Annotated in this window: 24 protein-coding genes; 8 read left to right on the top strand and 16 right to left on the bottom strand. The window is 45.4% G+C overall.

The genetic code is table 11. The features are described from left to right. Positions 1-109 precede the first annotated feature (109 nt). The 11 genes from AACT21_RS12755 to AACT21_RS12705 are packed head-to-tail and all read right to left on the bottom strand — an operon-like array spanning position 110 to position 7829. Positions 110-388 carry an HPr family phosphocarrier protein gene (locus AACT21_RS12755; RefSeq protein WP_013855967.1) on the bottom strand — a complete coding sequence of 93 codons (279 nt, stop codon included), beginning with the start codon at positions 386-388 and terminating at the stop codon, positions 110-112. 10 nt (positions 389-398) lie between these two features. Next, on the bottom strand, positions 399-1256 hold the full coding sequence (gene rapZ, locus AACT21_RS12750; RefSeq protein WP_010318814.1) for an RNase adapter RapZ: 858 nt from the start codon (positions 1254-1256) through the stop codon (positions 399-401). Between the two features lie 16 nt (positions 1257-1272). Next, positions 1273-1719, bottom strand: a complete 447-nt coding sequence (ptsN, locus tag AACT21_RS12745; RefSeq protein WP_013855968.1) for a PTS IIA-like nitrogen regulatory protein PtsN — start codon at positions 1717-1719, stop codon at positions 1273-1275. Between the two features lie 2 nt (positions 1720-1721). Next, a complete protein-coding gene (gene hpf, locus AACT21_RS12740; protein WP_013855969.1) occupies positions 1722-2009 on the bottom strand; it encodes a ribosome hibernation promoting factor in 288 nt (95 codons plus the stop codon). A gap of 25 nt (positions 2010-2034) precedes the next feature. Further along, positions 2035-3495: an RNA polymerase factor sigma-54 gene (locus AACT21_RS12735; protein WP_013855970.1), complete on the bottom strand. Its 1461-nt coding sequence runs from the start codon at positions 3493-3495 to the stop codon at positions 2035-2037. Between the two features lie 51 nt (positions 3496-3546). After that, positions 3547-4272: an LPS export ABC transporter ATP-binding protein gene (gene lptB, locus AACT21_RS12730; RefSeq protein ID WP_013855971.1), complete on the bottom strand. Its 726-nt coding sequence runs from the start codon at positions 4270-4272 to the stop codon at positions 3547-3549. Between the two features lie 2 nt (positions 4273-4274). After that, a complete protein-coding gene (lptA, locus tag AACT21_RS12725) occupies positions 4275-4775 on the bottom strand; it encodes a lipopolysaccharide transport periplasmic protein LptA (RefSeq protein WP_013855972.1) in 501 nt (166 codons plus the stop codon). Continuing rightward, on the bottom strand, positions 4756-5319 hold the full coding sequence (gene lptC, locus AACT21_RS12720; RefSeq protein WP_013855973.1) for an LPS export ABC transporter periplasmic protein LptC: 564 nt from the start codon (positions 5317-5319) through the stop codon (positions 4756-4758). The genes lptA and lptC overlap by 20 nt, the downstream gene beginning before the upstream one ends. Next, entirely contained in the window at positions 5316-5873 is a 558-nt protein-coding gene (gene kdsC / locus AACT21_RS12715; protein WP_094124238.1) for a 3-deoxy-manno-octulosonate-8-phosphatase KdsC, read from the bottom strand. Before kdsC ends, lptC begins: the two co-directional genes overlap by 4 nt. After that, complete coding sequence (kdsD, locus tag AACT21_RS12710; protein WP_017046458.1) at positions 5870-6844, bottom strand: arabinose-5-phosphate isomerase KdsD; 975 nt, start codon at positions 6842-6844, stop codon at positions 5870-5872. Before kdsD ends, kdsC begins: the two co-directional genes overlap by 4 nt. Positions 6845-6863: 19 nt before the next feature. Continuing rightward, the gene (locus AACT21_RS12705; protein ID WP_094164540.1) at positions 6864-7829 is read right to left on the bottom strand and encodes a calcium/sodium antiporter; all 966 of its coding nucleotides are present in this window, start codon (positions 7827-7829) and stop codon (positions 6864-6866) included. Positions 7830-8100: 271 nt separating this feature from the next. Here AACT21_RS12705 and mlaF point away from each other — a divergent pair, with 271 nt between their 5' ends. The 8 genes from mlaF to AACT21_RS12665 all read left to right on the top strand — a co-directional run bounded on the left by mlaF (position 8101) and on the right by AACT21_RS12665 (position 13523). Then, complete coding sequence (gene mlaF / locus AACT21_RS12700; protein WP_026029128.1) at positions 8101-8898, top strand: phospholipid ABC transporter ATP-binding protein MlaF; 798 nt, start codon at positions 8101-8103, stop codon at positions 8896-8898. After that, positions 8895-9686, top strand: a complete 792-nt coding sequence (gene mlaE, locus AACT21_RS12695; protein WP_013855979.1) for a lipid asymmetry maintenance ABC transporter permease subunit MlaE — start codon at positions 8895-8897, stop codon at positions 9684-9686. The genes mlaF and mlaE overlap by 4 nt, the downstream gene beginning before the upstream one ends. A 2-nt stretch (positions 9687-9688) precedes the next feature. Beyond that, entirely contained in the window at positions 9689-10180 is a 492-nt protein-coding gene (gene mlaD, locus AACT21_RS12690) for an outer membrane lipid asymmetry maintenance protein MlaD (protein WP_010318826.1), read from the top strand. Between the two features lie 20 nt (positions 10181-10200). Then, entirely contained in the window at positions 10201-10839 is a 639-nt protein-coding gene (gene mlaC, locus AACT21_RS12685) for a phospholipid-binding protein MlaC (RefSeq protein ID WP_017049797.1), read from the top strand. Continuing rightward, on the top strand, positions 10836-11144 hold the full coding sequence (locus AACT21_RS12680; RefSeq protein ID WP_010318828.1) for an STAS domain-containing protein: 309 nt from the start codon (positions 10836-10838) through the stop codon (positions 11142-11144). Before mlaC ends, AACT21_RS12680 begins: the two co-directional genes overlap by 4 nt. A gap of 13 nt (positions 11145-11157) precedes the next feature. After that, positions 11158-11412, top strand: coding sequence for a BolA family iron metabolism protein IbaG (gene ibaG, locus AACT21_RS12675; protein WP_013855981.1), 255 nt, complete (start codon positions 11158-11160; stop codon positions 11410-11412). Positions 11413-11421: 9 nt separating this feature from the next. Beyond that, on the top strand, positions 11422-12687 hold the full coding sequence (murA, locus tag AACT21_RS12670; protein ID WP_026029130.1) for a UDP-N-acetylglucosamine 1-carboxyvinyltransferase: 1266 nt from the start codon (positions 11422-11424) through the stop codon (positions 12685-12687). Positions 12688-12776: 89 nt separating this feature from the next. Then, entirely contained in the window at positions 12777-13523 is a 747-nt protein-coding gene (locus AACT21_RS12665) for a 1-acylglycerol-3-phosphate O-acyltransferase (RefSeq protein WP_013855983.1), read from the top strand. 8 nt (positions 13524-13531) lie between these two features. Here the strand turns inward: AACT21_RS12665 and AACT21_RS12660 are convergent, their stop codons facing one another. The 5 genes from AACT21_RS12660 to pyrB all read right to left on the bottom strand — a co-directional run bounded on the left by AACT21_RS12660 (position 13532) and on the right by pyrB (position 17138). Further along, complete coding sequence (locus tag AACT21_RS12660; RefSeq protein WP_017049799.1) at positions 13532-14479, bottom strand: sensor histidine kinase; 948 nt, start codon at positions 14477-14479, stop codon at positions 13532-13534. Then, positions 14472-15023: a heme NO-binding domain-containing protein gene (locus AACT21_RS12655; protein ID WP_013855985.1), complete on the bottom strand. Its 552-nt coding sequence runs from the start codon at positions 15021-15023 to the stop codon at positions 14472-14474. The genes AACT21_RS12660 and AACT21_RS12655 overlap by 8 nt, the downstream gene beginning before the upstream one ends. A 192-nt stretch (positions 15024-15215) precedes the next feature. Further along, positions 15216-15605, bottom strand: a complete 390-nt coding sequence (locus AACT21_RS12650) for a RidA family protein (protein ID WP_094164539.1) — start codon at positions 15603-15605, stop codon at positions 15216-15218. Positions 15606-15724: 119 nt separating this feature from the next. Beyond that, complete coding sequence (gene pyrI / locus AACT21_RS12645; RefSeq protein WP_010318833.1) at positions 15725-16192, bottom strand: aspartate carbamoyltransferase regulatory subunit; 468 nt, start codon at positions 16190-16192, stop codon at positions 15725-15727. Positions 16193-16208: 16 nt separating this feature from the next. Beyond that, positions 16209-17138, bottom strand: coding sequence for an aspartate carbamoyltransferase (gene pyrB / locus AACT21_RS12640; RefSeq protein WP_088732868.1), 930 nt, complete (start codon positions 17136-17138; stop codon positions 16209-16211). Positions 17139-17387 lie beyond the last annotated feature (249 nt).

Below are 17387 nucleotides of genomic sequence, written 5' to 3'. Positions count from 1 at the left end.
ACTTAATTCTAGGCCTTATTTAATAAGTTCTTATTAAGCACTGAATTTATTTTGACTATCAGGGGCGCGCATGCGCTGTCTGTGGGAGAGTGGAGTGTAAGCCTTGTGCTTACTCGTCTTCATCGAATTTATGTTCAATCAGCGAACTAACCGCTTGCAAAGCAGGCTCTGCTTGTGAGCCTTCAGCATTGATGGTGATGTATTGACCTTGTGCGGATTCGAGCATCAATAAACCCATCACACTGTCTGCAGTGGCTTCTTTTCCTTCTTCACTTTGAATGGTGACCACCGCATCAAAAGATTGCGACAGTTCAACCAGCTTAACGGCTGCACGAGCATGAAGGCCCAAGCGATTTTGGATTAAAACCGTTTTACTTAATAGTGGCATACCATCGCTCCTATTGCTGTTTTTCTAATGATGTATGGCGTATCTGTACTTGGTGACCTAATTGAGCAAAGTACTCGCCAAGCTGTTGAGTCAGGTAAACGGAGCGGTGCTTACCACCGGTGCAACCAATCGCAATTGTGAGATAACTGCGGTTGTTTTTTTCGAGCATCGGCAGCCAGTATTCAACAAACTTTTGAATTTGTTGTTTAAGTTCAATTACTTCACTATGGCGTTCAAGAAACGACTTAATTGGTGCATCCAGGCCAGTTAATGGGCGAAGATCGGGTTCCCAATGTGGGTTGGGTAAAAAACGCACATCAAACACGTAGTCTGCATCGCTGGGTAGTCCATATTTGAAGCCAAAAGACTGAAAGACCATCACCAGATCTTTGCGCTCACGTCCTTCAATTCGCATGCGTACGGTTTCGCTCAACTCATGCAACGATTGATTACTGCTATCGAGCACTAAATCGGCTTGCTCTTTGAGCGGCGCAAGCAGCGACTTTTCCAATTCAATCGCTTGCGCAAGTGAAGGTTTATCGGCGTTTAATGAGAGAGGATGGATACGACGCGTTTCGCTGTAGCGCTTGAGTAGTGTCTCTTTACTGGCATCGAGAAACAGCACACTCACGTCGTTATTCTGTTTTAGCTGCTCTAAAACATCCGCAACCAAACTAGGCTCTTGGGGCAAGTTACGGATATCAATACTCACCGCGACATTTTGTTTGCTGCCTTGGACTGATTGAATAAACGCATCCAACAAGTTGACGGGAAGGTTATCGACACAATAGTAGCCGAGATCCTCCAGTACTCGTAAAGCAACGCTTTTCCCTGCGCCTGATTGACCACTCACAACGATTAAACGCATAGTTTCGGCTCGGTGGCTATTGGTTAGTCATGATGTCGTACAGCTCTTGATCGCTTTGTGCACTTCGAAGCTGTTTTAAAACTTGTTTGTCATTGAGGCGCTCGGCCATACAAGCGAGCGTTTTTAAATGCTCTTTGCACTGCTCTTCAGGAACGAGCAACGCAAATAGTAGATCGACAGGTCGATTATCAATAGCATCAAACTCAATCGGTTCTTCACACTGCAGCAAAACGGCAATGGCACGATCACTGTTGGTCATTCTTGCATGAGGAATGGCGATGCCATTACCAATACCAGTACTGCCCATTTTTTCTCGGCTGAGCATGCATTCAAACAGCTCGGTGGAATTTTGACCTGAATACTCAGCAGCGATTTCGCTAATGATTTCTAGGGCTCTTTTTTTACTGGTGCATTGGACCGCACTTTTCGTGCAGTCCAATGAGAGTACTTCGCTTAATTGCATGATTAATGACTACTTAGCTTTTCTTTATGCTTGTTGAGTTGTCTTACGAGTTTATCCACTAAACTGTCAATGGCAGCATACATATTTTCATTGTCGGCCACGGCGTGGATATCACCTTGATTTATGTGGAGCGTAGCTTCAGCGATCTGTTGTACTTTTTCAACACGTAAAACAACCTGTACGTTATTGATATGGTCAAAAAATCGCTCAAGTTTTTGAAACTTCGAGTTTACATAGTCTTGCATTGAATCGGTCAGATCAATGTGATGGGCATTAATGTTGATTTGCATAGACTTTCCTTCTCTGTTTTGTGCCTTACAGTAGGCGTTTGCGCTGACTCGATGGAGCAATGCCCAACGATTCACGGTATTTAGCTATCGTCCGTCTAGCTACCTGAATCCCTTGGTCAGCCAGTAGATCTGCAATTTTACTGTCACTTAATGGTTTGGCTGTATTTTCAGCGGCCACCAGTTTTTTAATCAGTGCTCGTATTGCAGTCGATGAACACTCTCCCCCGCTGTCGGTACTGACATGGCTGGAGAAGAAGTATTTCAATTCGAAAATACCACGCGGAGTATGCATGTACTTCTGCGTTGTCACCCTTGATATGGTGGATTCATGCATTTCTACCGCTAAAGCAACGTCATTGAGTACCATTGGCTTCATCGCCTCTTCACCATACTCAAAGAAATCACGTTGATGTTCAACAATACACTTGGCAACTTTGAGCAGTGTCTCGTTTCTACTTTCTAAACTCTTAATAAGCCATTTTGCTTCTTGCAAATTGCTGCGAATGTAGTTGCTATCGGCACTGTTACCTTTGCCTAATGCTGCATATTGTTGATTTATCTTAAGTTTTGGTACGCTATCTGGGTTTATTGTTACCACCCATTTGCCGTGATCTTTGTAAACAGACACGTCAGGCACAACGTATTCGGCGTGCTCGGTTGAAATATTATTTCCCGGTCTTGGGTCAAGTTGTTGAATGAGCTGCAATACCTCTCGCAGATCTTCTTCTTTTAACTTGGTTTCTTTGATGATCAACTTGTAGTCACGATTGCCGAGCAGATCAATATGTTGGATCAGCAGCTGTTTAGCTTCTTCTAACCAAGGGGTACTGGCAGGGTAGGTCGCTAATTGTAAAAGCAGGCAGTCTTGAAGGTTGACTGAAGCCACACCGAGGGGATCAAACTGCTGAACACGTTTACGAACGGCTTCAATTTCATCAAGCTCAATATTTTCATCGGCAAAGCTTTCTAAAATATCATCCAAAGAAACGGTGAGATAACCGTAGTCATCGATGGCGTCAATCAAGGCAAGAGCAATGCTGCGGTCTGTGTCGCTAAACGGTGTGAGATCTAATTGCCACAGTAGATAATCTTGCAGGGTTTGCGTTGTTTCACCTTGGTACACGGGCATGTCATCATCAAGGGCGATCCCTGTGCTGCCTGTGTTCGCGCTGTAGACATCATCCCATGTGGTGTCGATCTCAAGCTCGCTGCTGATTTCGGATTTTTCAATTAAGTCAGAGCTGTCTTGTGGCTCAATATCTAACACCTCAGCACTGGCTTCTTTCTCCTCATTGATGCTATGAACATCAGCGGTGGCATTCTCTTCATAGGCCTCTTCAACATCCAATAATGGATTAGACTCTAGAGCCTCTTGGATCTCTTGCTGGAGTTCCAATGTGGAGAGTTGCAACAAACGAATGGCTTGTTGTAACTGCGGTGTCATCGCTAATTGTTGGCCGAGCTTCAGTTGTAATGAGGGTTTCATTCAGTGCCAGTTACCTTATTATTTTTAGAATTGATGTCACTCTCTACTTAATCATAGACGGAATTGTTCACCGAGATAAACTTGTTTTACCTCTTCATTATTGAGCACGTCATGTGGTGTACCTTCTGCGATCAAACGACCCTGGCTTACAATATAGGCTTTTTCACAGACGTCCAATGTTTCTCGAACGTTGTGGTCTGTGATTAAAACGCCTAAGCCACGATCTCGCAGGTGTTGGATGATCTTTTTAATGTCGATAACGGAAATGGGGTCGACCCCTGCAAAGGGTTCATCAAGCAAAATAAATTGTGGGTTTGCGGCAAGAGCGCGGGCAATTTCAACTCGGCGACGTTCACCACCCGATAGCGCCATTCCCGCACTATGGCGGATATGTTGAATGTGAAATTCTTCTAGTAGATCTTCGAGTTTATCTTGGCGCTCTTCACGGGTCATCGATTCACGGGTTTCAAGTACCGCCATGATGTTATCTTCGACCGATAATTTTCGGAAAATAGACGCTTCTTGAGGTAAGTAGCCGATCCCTAAGCGTGAGCGACTGTGCATGGGTAAAATGCTGATGTCGTGATCATCAATGCTGATCTTACCTTCATCACGAGCGACAAGGCCGACGATCATGTAAAACGATGTGGTTTTTCCTGCGCCGTTAGGGCCGAGTAAGCCAACAATCTGCCCCGATTCTACTTGCAAGCTGACGTCAGAGACGACTTTGCGTTTTTTATAGCTTTTCGCTAAATGTTCTGCTTTAAGTATGGCCATAATTATTCTTGTGTCGTAGTGGCTTGCGGTTGAAGCACGGTCGATACTCGCTCGTTAGAGTTACCATCAGCCATCAGCTTCTGTGACGAAATTTTGTAGCGAATTTTCGTACCACGGATGATGCTATCATCTTGTGACAACATGGCTTGATCGATCATCGTCAACTGATCATCGGCCAATTTGTAATAGAGCTCTTTCGCCTCACCATACAAGGTTTTGCCATCATCGGTTAATTGCGAAAAAGTGGCGAGGTTGCCATATCCTTCAATTTCTTGAATGGAGCCATCTTTTGCATCACGGGTTACAATCACTTTGTCGGCGTTGATACTGATACTGCCTTGTTTGAGTTTGACATCACCAAGGAAAGTCACTTTGTTGCTTTTCATGTCGAGCTGTTGGCTGTCAGAATCGATGTAAACCGGTTGAGCATTATCGGTGGACAATGCCAATGCGTGACCAGAAATCGCTAAACAAGCAATAAGACTAAGGTGTGAGAGTTTCATATCTACCTTGTACATGGTTATAAAGAATAGCGGTATTGTCGGCAAAGTTGCCTTTCATCGCTTGTCCTTGTGTTTCGAATTGTGGCCCAACCAAATCGACCTGATTATCGGCCCAAAAATCGCGATTATTGAGTTGAATGCTCATCTTAATGGTTGAAAGCGTATCAAAACCAGAATCTGCTAATAGGTTTTTTGCCAGTACGTCGTCATACAGTGTGAGTACTTGTTCTTCATCGAGTACGCCGCGTTTGGCGGTAATCTCCCACTCTTGCAAAATACCATCACGGAAGACTTTGAGTATCGGGTACTCGAAAATGGTGTCGCCACTTTTTGCGTAATGATCCAGATGCGTCGATTGAATGATGTAACTGCGGATACCTTGCTCGTTATAGGTGGTGTTGTCGAGATTTTTTCCACTAAACGACGGTAACTCCAAGTTCGGAGCAACTTGTATATCGGTATTTTGTTCTTTATCGAACAAGTAATAGGCTGACCACGATGCGATAAAAATCAGTATCACATAGAGGACACGAGATAAACTCATACACTTAAGCCTTTGTGCACATCTAACTCACCGCGAGCTTGCAAAATCAAATCACACACTTCGCGTACAGCGCCATGCCCACCTTTTATATGGGTCACGTAGTTTGCGCGTTTAACTAATAGCGGGTGACCATCCGCGACACAGACTTTCAGCGCGACTTTTTCCATTACCGGCCAATCAATCAAGTCATCACCGATATACCCTGTGTGTTCTGGGGCAATATTGAGCTGGCGACAAATGTCGTTATAGGCTTTGACCTTGTCATCTTGACCTTGATAAACCAGTGTAATGCCTAATACGGCCATACGGTTTTCGACAATTTTTGACTGCCTACCTGTAATGATCGCCACTTCAATGCCAGCATTCATCAATGATTTTATGCCGTAGCCATCTCGAGTGTGGAAGGTTTTTAGCTCTTCGCCTTGATTGCCCATATAAACTAAGCCATCAGAGAAGACGCCATCCACATCGCAGATCAGCAGTTTTATCTGCTTAGCTATGTCGAGAATAGGCAGTGAGACAGGGCCGTAGAGTGTATCAATCATGGTCATCACATCACTCCTGCTTTGAGCAAATCGTGCATGTTTAATGCACCGACCAATGTGCCATTTTCGCACAGCATCAAGCCATTGATTCGTTTATCTTGCATTAGGTTTAGCCCTTCGACCGCGAGCATGTTAGGGCTTGCTACCGTTGGGTTTTGCGTCATCACTTCGCTGATTGCCGCGCTGTGAATATCGATTCGTTTGTCTAAGATGCGGCGTAAATCGCCATCAGTAAAGATGCCAATAAGCTGCATGTTACTGTCTACTACCGCGGTCATCCCCAACCCTTTTTGGCTGATCTCAAGTAAGGCATCGCGGATCAATGCGTTTGGTTGCACTGTTGGTAGTGCATCGCCAATGTGCATGATATCAGAGAGCTTGAGCAACAATTTTCGCCCTAAAGCCCCACCGGGATGAGACAGCGCAAAATCTTCAGCGGTAAAGCCGCGTGCTTGCAAGAGTGCGACGGCTAACGCATCGCCCATCACTAGCGTTGCTGTGGTGCTGGAGGTTGGCGCAAGGCCAAGCGGGCATGCCTCTTGTGGGACAGTGATTTGCAAATGAAGATCGGCCAACTTTGCCATATTCGATGACGGGTTACCTGTCATGCTAATGATGCGGATATTGAGCCGTTTTAGCACAGTAAACAGCGATAAAATTTCCGAGGATTCGCCAGAGTTTGAAATGGCAATTACGATGTCGCCACGCTCGATCATACCAAGATCACCGTGCGCCGCTTCTCCTGGATGTACGAAAAATGCCGAAGTGCCAGTACTGGCTAAGGTCGCGGCAATTTTTTTACCGATATGGCCTGATTTACCCATACCCATCACCACCACTTTGCCGTGATCATTGGCAATGATCATTTCACACGCTTGGCAAAATGAGTCGTCAAAGTATTGCTCTAGCTGCTGTAAAGCCGCCATTTCGGTGGCGAGAACTTGCTGTGCAACACTGCGATAATCAAACTGATTCGACATTCGATACTCCGAGTTTGGGTTAAGCGGTCATATTCATAAGTAGATAAGCTTGGTATCCGATAAAAGTGAGGAAGAGCACGCCTCCCTCAATACGGTTAATACTACGCGATTTCCCTAAAGCCATGGCAACCAGTAGCAGAGATACGCCAAGCATCACCCAAAAATCGCGTCCCATCGCATGCTCACTGAGTATCGATGGATTAAGAATGCCGGGTAAGCCCATCACGGCAAGAATATTGAATACGTTCGAGCCAATAATGTTGCCCACAGCCATATCATCTTCGCCTTTCAACACACTTGTGAGTGAGGCGGCCAATTCTGGCAAGCTGGTCCCAACAGCGATGATCGTCAGGCCAATTACCAAGTCGCTCATGCCAAAAAACTTAGCGATAATGACGGCGTTATCGACTAACACGCTGGCAGCAATCGGCAGAATGATAAGCCCAATCACTACCCAAATAGCCGCTTTTGCGTTGCTCACGCCCTGCGGTATTTCAGATTCCTGCTCGGTAAGCAGCGCGTCACCATGTTTTTGCTCGTTACGGCTAATGCGGAGCATCGCAATGATAAACACGGCGAAAAGTGCAAACAGCAACACACCTTCATAGAATCCTAAGTGGTTATCCCACAATAACGCACCAGCAAGTAGTGTGACCGCAATCATCAGCGGCAGTTCACGGCGGAGTACCGCAGAACTGACGGAAAGCGGTTTGATGAGTGCTGTAATACCCAAGATCAAAGCAATGTTAGCGATGTTAGAACCGAGCACGTTACCGACGGCAGTATCGGTTTTCCCATCCAAAGCGGCCGTTGCCGATACCATCATCTCTGGTGCTGATGATCCCATTGCTAAAATAGTCATGCCGATCACTAATGGCGAGATGCCGAAGTTGCGAGCAAGCGCGGCAGAACCAAAGACTAACTTGTCAGCGCTCCAGACTAAAAACACCAAACCTACAATGAGAAACGCTACCGCTTCGATCATGATGATACCTAATTAATGAAATGAGTGAAAAAATGATGCAATTAACCGCTAATTTTGACGTGTTGGTTGCGAAAAGGGAAGCTGAAGATCCAATTAATTACGTTCAATTCATGGTTTAGTTAGCTATCCATCAATAAATGACCGGAAGATTGTTTTGGCGAAAGATGATGCTTTACTTTAGGATGTAATTGAACAGTGCTTTTAATTTTAGAACGTTATGCTTATGATTGCCCATCATTTTGGGGCGGACAACAATAGTGAAACACTCATGATGCCAATCAACGATCTTGTCACAATCAAGAATTTAACCTTCTCCCGTTCAGGACGGAAGATTTTCGATGACGTGAGTCTCAGCGTTCCGCAAGGAAAAATTACCGCCATTATGGGGCCATCGGGTATTGGTAAAACCACTTTGCTACGTCTTATTGGCGGACAACTGTTTCCTGAACAAGGTGAGATTTGGTTCGACAAACAAAACATCCCGATGCTCAGTCGCAAAAAGCTGTATCAAGCTCGTAAAAAAATGAGCATGTTGTTTCAGTCGGGCGCGTTATTTACCGATTTAAATGTGTTCGATAATGTGGCTTTCCCTTTACGTGAACACACTCAATTAGATGAATCGCTGATTAAGACATTAGTTTTACTAAAATTAGAAGCGGTTGGTCTGCGCGGTGCCGCCTTGCTCATGCCGAGCGAATTATCCGGTGGCATGGCAAGAAGGGCTGCATTAGCGCGCGCGATTGCGCTGGATCCGGAACTGATCATGTATGATGAGCCGTTTGTGGGGCAAGACCCGATCACCATGGGCGTGCTGGTGGAATTGATCCGCAATTTGAATCAAGCTTTAGGGGTGACCTCGATAGTGGTCTCTCATGATGTTCCTGAAGTGATGAGCATTGCCGATTGGGTTTATTTGCTGGCTGACGGCAAAGTGATTGCCAAAGGAACGCCAAACGATCTTTACCAAAATAGCGATCCTCGCGTACAACAATTTTTACAAGGCGAGGCTGATGGCCCTGTACCATTTCGCTTTCCAGCGCAAAGCCTAGAAAAGGATTTATTCTCATGATGTCTACATTGACTGACTGGATTGAAGGGCTCGGTCGCCGTACGCTCGAATTTTGCCAAGCCTTTGGCAAAGCGAGCTTGATGCTGTTTGGCGCATTAGTGAGCCGCCCACGGCCTATTCAGAATTTTCCATTGTTAGTGAAGCAGCTCTACAGTGTTGGTGTTCAGTCGCTGGCGATTATTGTCGTTTCTGGCTTGTTCATTGGCATGGTGTTGAGCCTGCAAGGCTATGTGATTTTGGTCGATTACGGCGCGGAAGGTAGCCTTGGGCAGATGGTCGCGCTCTCTTTATTGCGTGAACTTGGGCCCGTGGTAACTGCGCTGCTGTTTGCTGGGCGTGCTGGTTCTGCACTTACCGCTGAGATCGGCCTGATGAAAGCCACCGAGCAGCTTTCCAGTTTAGAGATGATGGCGGTTGATCCGCTCAAACGTATTATCGCTCCTCGCTTTTGGGCTGGGCTAATATCAATGCCGTTGCTAGCGATGATTTTTATGGCGGTCGGCATTTGGGGAGGCCAGCTTGTTGGCGTGGATTGGAAAGGGATTGATCACGGCAGTTTTTGGTCTGCGATGCAGTCATCGGTAGAGCTAGGGCAAGATATTGGCAACAGTATGATCAAGTGCGTGATGTTTGCCATCACAGTGACTTGGATTGCACTGTTTAACGGTTACGATGCTATTCCAACCTCGGAAGGTATTAGCCGTGCCACCACAAGAACCGTAGTGCATTCATCTTTAGCTGTATTAGGGCTAGACTTTGTACTCACCGCATTGATGTTTGGGAATTAATCATGCAGCAAACACGAAAAATAGAACTTTGGGTCGGTAGCTTTGTCCTTGCTGGAATTTGCGCAATTCTAGTGATGATTTTTCAGGTCGCTGACGTAAAAGGGTTGGGTTCCAACCATACTTACCAACTGAAAGCTGAATTTGACAATATCGGTAGTTTAAAAGTGCGCTCGCCAGTCAAAGTGGGTGGTGTAGTCGTTGGGCGAGTGGCCGAGATTAAACTCGATAGAGAGAGTTTGCTGCCTGTGGTTACTATGGCTATTAACAGTCAATATGATCAATTTCCAGAAACGTCGAGTGTGCAAATTCTAACTTCTGGATTGATTGGCGAGCAGTACATTGGGCTTGTGCCCGGTTTTGTCTTTGAAGATGAACAGATGTTAAAAGAGGGCGACTTAATTGAAGACACAAAATCCGCCCTCGTATTAGAAGATTTGATTGGCCAAGTGCTGTATAGCGTCGGTGGTGGCTCACAAGAAAAAGGTAAGGAGTGACAACCGTGTTTATAAAAACAGTGTTTAAACGGACGTTGATTTTTGTATTTACCCTCTTTGCCGCTATGTTTGTGCAAGCGGCCAATGTGGATAAAACCCAGCCCTATACCATGATGAAGCAGGTGTCTGAAACGGCATTTACTCGTTTGAAAGCCGAACAAGAAGCGATTCACCACCATCCTGAATATTTGAAAGAGATCGTGGAACAAGAACTGATGCCTTACGTCAATGAGCAGTATGCGGCACTGAAGTTATTGGGGCCAAACTTAAAAGGGGCCAAGCGTGAAGATGTCGCCACATTCATCACCGCATTTCGTGCCTATCTTGTCAGTGCATACGCGCAAGTATTGACTCAATACAGTAACCAAATTATTGAGTTCGAGCCTGAACAGGCGGTGTCGGATGATAAACGCATTACCAGCGTGAAGGTGGATATTATTGATACGCCACGACCGAACATCAAACTTGAGTTTAAATTGCGCAAAGAGAAAAGTGGTGAATGGCAAGTCTTTGATATGATTGCAGAAGGAGTGAGTTTGCTCTCCAGTAAGCAATCTGAATGGAGCGGTAAAATTCGCCAAGATGGCATCTTAGCGGTTGCCAATGAACTGCAACAATTGGCGGATCAGCCGATCCGTTTTGAAGGTAAAGCGCAATGATTCATCCGCAGTGGCATCAAACTGATATGCCGATTGCGGCTTTGTCGGGCGCATTAGACAGAGAGCATGTGCCTGATTTATGGGCGTTTATCCAAAAATGGAACCCGGTGAGTACACAGTTTGAGATTGAACTGAAAAACGTTGAACGCATAGACTCTGCCGGAATGGTGATGTTAATCCACCTAATAGAGCATGCAAAAAAACGAAACTGTCATATAATGCTCAGTTTCGTGCCAGAGCAACTGCGCACACTATTCCAATTGAGCAACATTGATCGTTTAATGGCTCAACATATAAAGAATTAAGCAGGGGAACATTGTGGATAGCGCAAAAGTACAACAGTTATTAGAACAAGCACTAAACCTTGAAGAGATCCACGTCAAAGGTGAAGGTAGCCACTATGAAGTTATCGCTGTTGATGCTTGTTTTGCAGGGATGAGTCGCGTTAAAAAACAACAACTTATTTATGCTCCACTGATGGAGTACATTCAAAGAAACGACATTCATGCCCTTTCTATTAAAGCGTTCACACCAACAGAGTGGGCTCGTGATAAAAAGTTGATGTCGCTGTAAGGTTTATTGATGGAAAAGTTTCGAGTTATTGGGTCAACACAACCTCTTCAAGGTGAAGTGACCATTTCAGGTGCCAAAAACGCTGCACTGCCTATTTTATTTGCGTCTATTTTGGCCTCTGAGCCAGTAGAAGTGGCCAATGTGCCACACCTTCGCGATATTGATACCACAATGGAACTGCTCAAACGTTTAGGCGCTAAAGTCGAACGTAATGGCTCAGTTCATGTCGATCCTAGTCAAATTGATGAATATTGCGCGCCGTATGATTTAGTCAAAACCATGCGTGCTTCTATTTGGGCTCTCGGTCCATTAGTGGCTCGTTTTGGTTATGGCCAAGTTTCGCTACCTGGAGGCTGTGCCATTGGCGCTCGTCCTGTCGATCTGCATATTCACGGTTTAGAGCAGCTTGGTGCCACCATCACCTTAGAAGATGGCTACGTGAAAGCCAGTGTCGAAGGTCGTCTACAAGGTGCACACATCGTCATGGATAAAGTGAGCGTGGGTGCCACCATTACCATTATGTGCGCCGCAACCCTTGCCGAAGGCACAACCGTGCTCGACAACGCTGCGCGTGAGCCTGAAATTGTCGATACCGCACTGTTTTTGAATAAGCTGGGTGCAAAAGTGTCCGGTGCAGGCACCGATACCATTACCATTGAAGGTGTTGAACGTTTGGGTGGTGGTAAACACGCTGTTGTGGCTGATCGCATTGAAACGGGCACGTTTTTAGTCGCGGCGGCTGTTTCTCGCGGAAAAATTGTTTGCCACAACACTCACTCGCATTTGTTAGAGGCCGTGTTAGCAAAACTGGAAGAAGCGGGCGCTGAGATTGAAACAGGCGAGGGCTGGATAAGCCTTGATATGACCGGAAAAGAGCTTAAGGCGGTTTCGATTCGCACTGCGCCTCATCCTGGCTTTCCAACCGATATGCAAGCACAATTTACCCTACTCAATATGATGGCAAAAGGTGGTGGCAAGATCACTGAAACCATCTTTGAAAACCGTTTTATGCACGTTCCTGAACTGATGCGTATGGGAGCAAAAGCGGAGATTGAAGGGAATACCGTGATTTGTGGTGATGTGGAATCGTTGAGTGGCGCGCAGGTGATGGCGACCGATCTACGTGCCTCAGCCAGCCTAGTGATTGCCGGTTGTATCGCAAAAGGTGAAACCATCGTCGATCGCATCTACCATATCGATCGCGGTTACGAAAGAATTGAAGATAAACTGTCGGCTCTTGGCGCTAATATTGAGCGCATTCAAGTCAGCAGTTAAACTCTCGCTCATGCAATGGAGCCGAAATCTCTGGGTTTCGGCTTTTTTATCCTTGCTCATTTTTTATCTTTGTTCCATGGAGAACTGAAATGATTGCTCTTTTGCGTCTATTGGCAGTCGCACTGTTTGCCATTGTGATGTTTGTTTTTGGATGTGGCTACTGTTTACTTAGCCCACGTAATCCCAAACATGTATTTACGTTTGGGCGTTTATTCGCCCGCATGTCAAAATTGATGGGTATTAAATTAGAACTGCGTATCCCAGAAGATGCTTATCAACGCGGCCAGCACATCTACATTGCGAATCATCAAAATAACTGGGATCTGTGTACTGTTGCTGCGGCGGTAACGCCGAAAGTCGTGACAGTAGGGAAAAAAAGTTTAGTTTGGACACCTGTGTTTGGTCAGTTGTATTGGTTAGCAGGGAATATTTTAATTGATAGATCCAATCGCAACAAAGCCAAAGGCACCATTGATCAAGTTGTCGATAGCATAAAAACCAGTGATGTGTCTGTGTGGATGTTTCCAGAAGGTACTCGCTCGCGTGGCCGTGGCATGTTGCCCTTTAAAATGGGTGCATTTCATGCGGCAATTGGCGCAGGTGTACCGATTATCCCCATCGTTTGCAGCTCAACTAATGATATTAAGCTGAACCGTTGGGACAATGGTCATGTGATTGTTGAGATGCTGCCACCGATCAGTATTGAAGGATATGGAAAAGAAAATTTACGGGAATTAGCGACATTATGCCGTGAGCAGATGATGGCCAAATTAGCGCAGCTGGATGAAGAAGTGGCGATGCTTGATGGTAAGAAAGTCACATCACGCAGTCAGTAACCGCTTTACTAAATGGTGGGAAAAAGAAGTATGAAGGTGGTGCCTTGTCCCACTTCAGATTCGACCTGCATTTTCCCACCATGCTTTTCAACAATACTGTATGAAATCGATAAACCCAAACCCGTCCCTACGCCGACAGGTTTGGTGGTGAAGAAAGGATCAAACACCTTGTTGATGATGTCTTGATTCATGCCATGCCCATTATCTGCCACTGTCACTCTCACCCAGCGTTTCCCTTTTTCGACCACAGAATCTGTGCTAATCGTTAACTTTCCTTGTGCTTCGCAAGCGTGAGAGGCGTTAATAAATAGGTTCATAAACACTTGTTGTAGCTCTGCTGATATCCCATTGATTTTCGGCAAAGCCTCATCCAATCGCTGCTCGACCTCCATCGTATATTTAAATTGGTTCCAGACCATGTGTAGCGTTGATTCAATACACGAATTTAACTCACACTCGACAAATCGGCCATCACTGGAGTGAGAAACGCTTTGTAGGCTAGTGACAATGTCTTTTACGCGGAGCAATCCACCCGAAGTCTCTTGAAGCATGTCAGTTAAATCACTTTCGACAAAACCAATATCATGTCGTTGATAATAATCTTGATAATTGCGGTAGAAATCCGTGTTAGCAATTTCGGCTTTGTGCTGTGCTACCAAAGCGACAATTCCTATATAGGTGTGAGAGTAATCACGCAGCGTATTTAAATTACTCAGACAAAAACCGATTGGGTTATTGATCTCATGAGCAACGCCAGCCGCCAGCAGACCGACGGAGGCCATTTTTTCTGATTGTACAAGCTGTGCTTGCGCGCTATGAAGTTGATCCAGAGTCTCTTGCAGCTCTAAAATTTTATCGTAGAGCTCGCGGCTTTTTTCTTGCAGTAACCGCTCTGCCAGCAAACGAGCCTGACGCTCACGCTCATAAATGCGTTGGTATTGCTCTATTTCACTCATGTTTACCCTTAAAGGTGACAACAATTTCACAAAATGAAGCGCCATGATGCATGCATTGGGGCTGCTCGATTTCGACTTCTTCACCAAATTGTTCTGAAGCGCCGATGATGAGTCCTTCTGCCGCAGCGCACAATTTTCTTTTCGAGGTGTAATACATGGTTAATCGATCGCCCTCGCTTTTACATTGAAATTGCGGCAAATAGGCATCGGGGTAGAGCCGCTTCACTTCTTTATGGATCACTTGATCGACCGAAATCAAAAACTCTAATAAATTGTTTTTATTTGGATAATTTTCAGGAAGGCTGTTGTACAGGCGAGAAAATAGGTATTGCCCATAAAGCCGGACTAAATCATCGGTGGGGATGTTTTTCTGCTCGCTCAAATAAGCCACCATTGCAAGCAGTTCGTCATCGGAGTATTGCTCTCCAGCGGTGTAGATGCCTTGAGAGCTAGGTTTTAAATCCTCGAGCATTTGATCCCAAAACAGTGCGCCAAATTTTTCGATGACTAAATCAGAAAGAACGGTATAGATAATCCCTTGCATCTCACTACCTCGAACGGTTCAAAAGTACGATAAGTGTTGGTGACTAACCCTAAAGTAGCAAGTATGAGGTGTAAAAATTGATTTTTTTTGGATTAAACAAAAACCTCGAACGGGGTTCGAGGTTTGAAAAAGCACATTCACGTCAGAGTGGCATGCTGGTGGTGCTTACACTGTGCTGATTATGAGCAATGCTTACTTACGTACCGCAATCGCTTCAATTTCAATACCCACATCTTTAGGTAAGCGAGCGACTTCTACGCATGAACGCGCAGGGTAGTTTGCCACGTTATGCTCATCAAAAAATTTACCGTAGACTTCATTCACCGTGCCAAAATCATTCAGATCTTTAACAAATACAGTCATTTTTACGATGTCAGAAACCGTTAAGCCAGAAGACTCCACCACGGCTTTTACGTTGTCGAGAGATTGACGAGCCTGCGCTGCGATATCTGCTGACACTTCACCGGTGACTGGGTTGACTGGAATTTGCCCTGAAGTTAGCACCATATTGCCAAGATCGACACCTTGTACATAAGGGCCAATTGCGGCAGGAGCGGATTCGGTATGAAGTACTTTAGTCATGATTGTGTTCCATCTGTTTTTATGGGAAGGGTAGGCGTCAGTTTGCCTTTAAAGAAACGGCAGGTAAAGTGCAAAATGCCCCACTAAAGTGAGGCATCGATAGACTTAAACGGGGTTAATTATGACTCGCGTTCGGTCACAATCTCACGTGAGTAAACTTTCTCACAATACTTACATTTCAAACGAATATCGTTTTTCTTTTCGAAAACCTTAAAGCTGCTTTCGACCGGTTCATTGTGGGAAATACAGTTGCTGTTTGGGCAGGCAAAAACATCATTGATCTGCTCAGGCAGTGTCAACGCTAGCTTTTTCACCACTTGGTAGTTTTCGATTTGGTTGACAGTCGCATGCGGTGCATAAAGTGCTAATTTATTGGCTTGGGCCTCATTAATGAACACATTTTCAATCTTCAGCAGATCTTTTGCGCCCAGCGCGGAAGAGGGTAAATTTAAGCCAATCGTGACACGTTGATGAGAATTGTGCATATCGAATAACTTTAATACTTTAATACCGATTTGCGCAGGAATGTGGTCGATAACCGTGCCGTTTTTAATTGCTTCAACCTGCAATTGAGTCTCTTTAGTCATGGTTGGGGCTCCTTTATTACAGGGTTTCGTTTAACACAAGCGCCAGCAAAGCTTCACGGGCGTAGACCCCGTTTTCTGCTTGTTGGAAGAAGTAAGCGTGCTTCGTTTTGTCCACATCGACGGTGATTTCATCCACGCGCGGAAGCGGATGCAGCACTTTTAAGTTATCGCGCGCACCTTCAAGCATGGCGGCTGTCAAAATGTACGCCGATTTAATGTGCGCGTACTCTGATTCATCAAAGCGCTCTTTTTGGACGCGCGTCATATACAGAATATCTAACTGTGGAATAACGCTTTCCATATCGGTGTGCAGGCTGTACTCAATGCCTGCATCATCTAACTCTTCGCAAATATAGTCAGGCATTGCTAGCGCATCCGGCGCAACAAAGAAAAAGCGAATGTGGTTAAATTTAGCCAAAGCTTGGGTTAAAGAATGGACGGTACGGCCATATTTCAAGTCGCCAACAAAGGCGATATTAATGCTATCTAAGCGGCCTTGTGTTTCGGCAATGGTGAACAAATCAAGCAGTGTTTGGGTTGGGTGCTGGTTAGCACCGTCGCCAGCGTTAATCACAGGAACGCCGTTTGAAAATTCAGAGGCTAAACGTGCTGCGCCTTCTTGGGGGTGGCGCATCACAAACGCATCCACATAAGAGGAGATCACTTGTACTGAATCGGCCAGTGTTTCGCCTTTTTTCGCCAGTGACGTGTTGCCACCATTATCAAAACCAATCACGCTGCCGCCGATGCGTTGAATAGCGGTTTCAAAAGACAAACGAGTACGAGTCGACGGCTCAAAAAAGCAGCTTGCCACCACTTTGTGCTTAATCAGCTCTGGTTTTGGTTCCGCTTTGAGTTGGCCTGCGGTTTTCACAATCAATTCCAGCTCGTCACGAGAGAGCTCCGGAATCGAAATAATGTGCTTTTGATAAAGCGAATTTACCATGGTCGTCTTCCCTATAATTTTCTAGTAGCCATAAAAAAGCCCCCCAATAGGGAGGCTTTAAAAATCAAGAGAGGGGAAAAATAACGCGCCCAGTAAGTCAGTACGCTGACCTACATTGAATCGAATTGCGTTGTAGATGTGAATAACAACGTCCGTTTTCATGGCTACCCCTCAGACAAATTGCTGGGAATTATACGCTTTCGTTGTGTGAGCGCAAGCGATTACCTCACAATCCTCTTCATCATTGGC

The sequence above is a fragment of the Vibrio sp. V08_P9A1T1 genome, assembly GCF_963874405.1.
GTDB classification, from domain to species: domain Bacteria; phylum Pseudomonadota; class Gammaproteobacteria; order Enterobacterales; family Vibrionaceae; genus Vibrio; species Vibrio anguillarum.
Note: the sequence above shows the minus strand (reverse complement) of the source record. Positions and strands in the feature narration are given on the sequence as shown.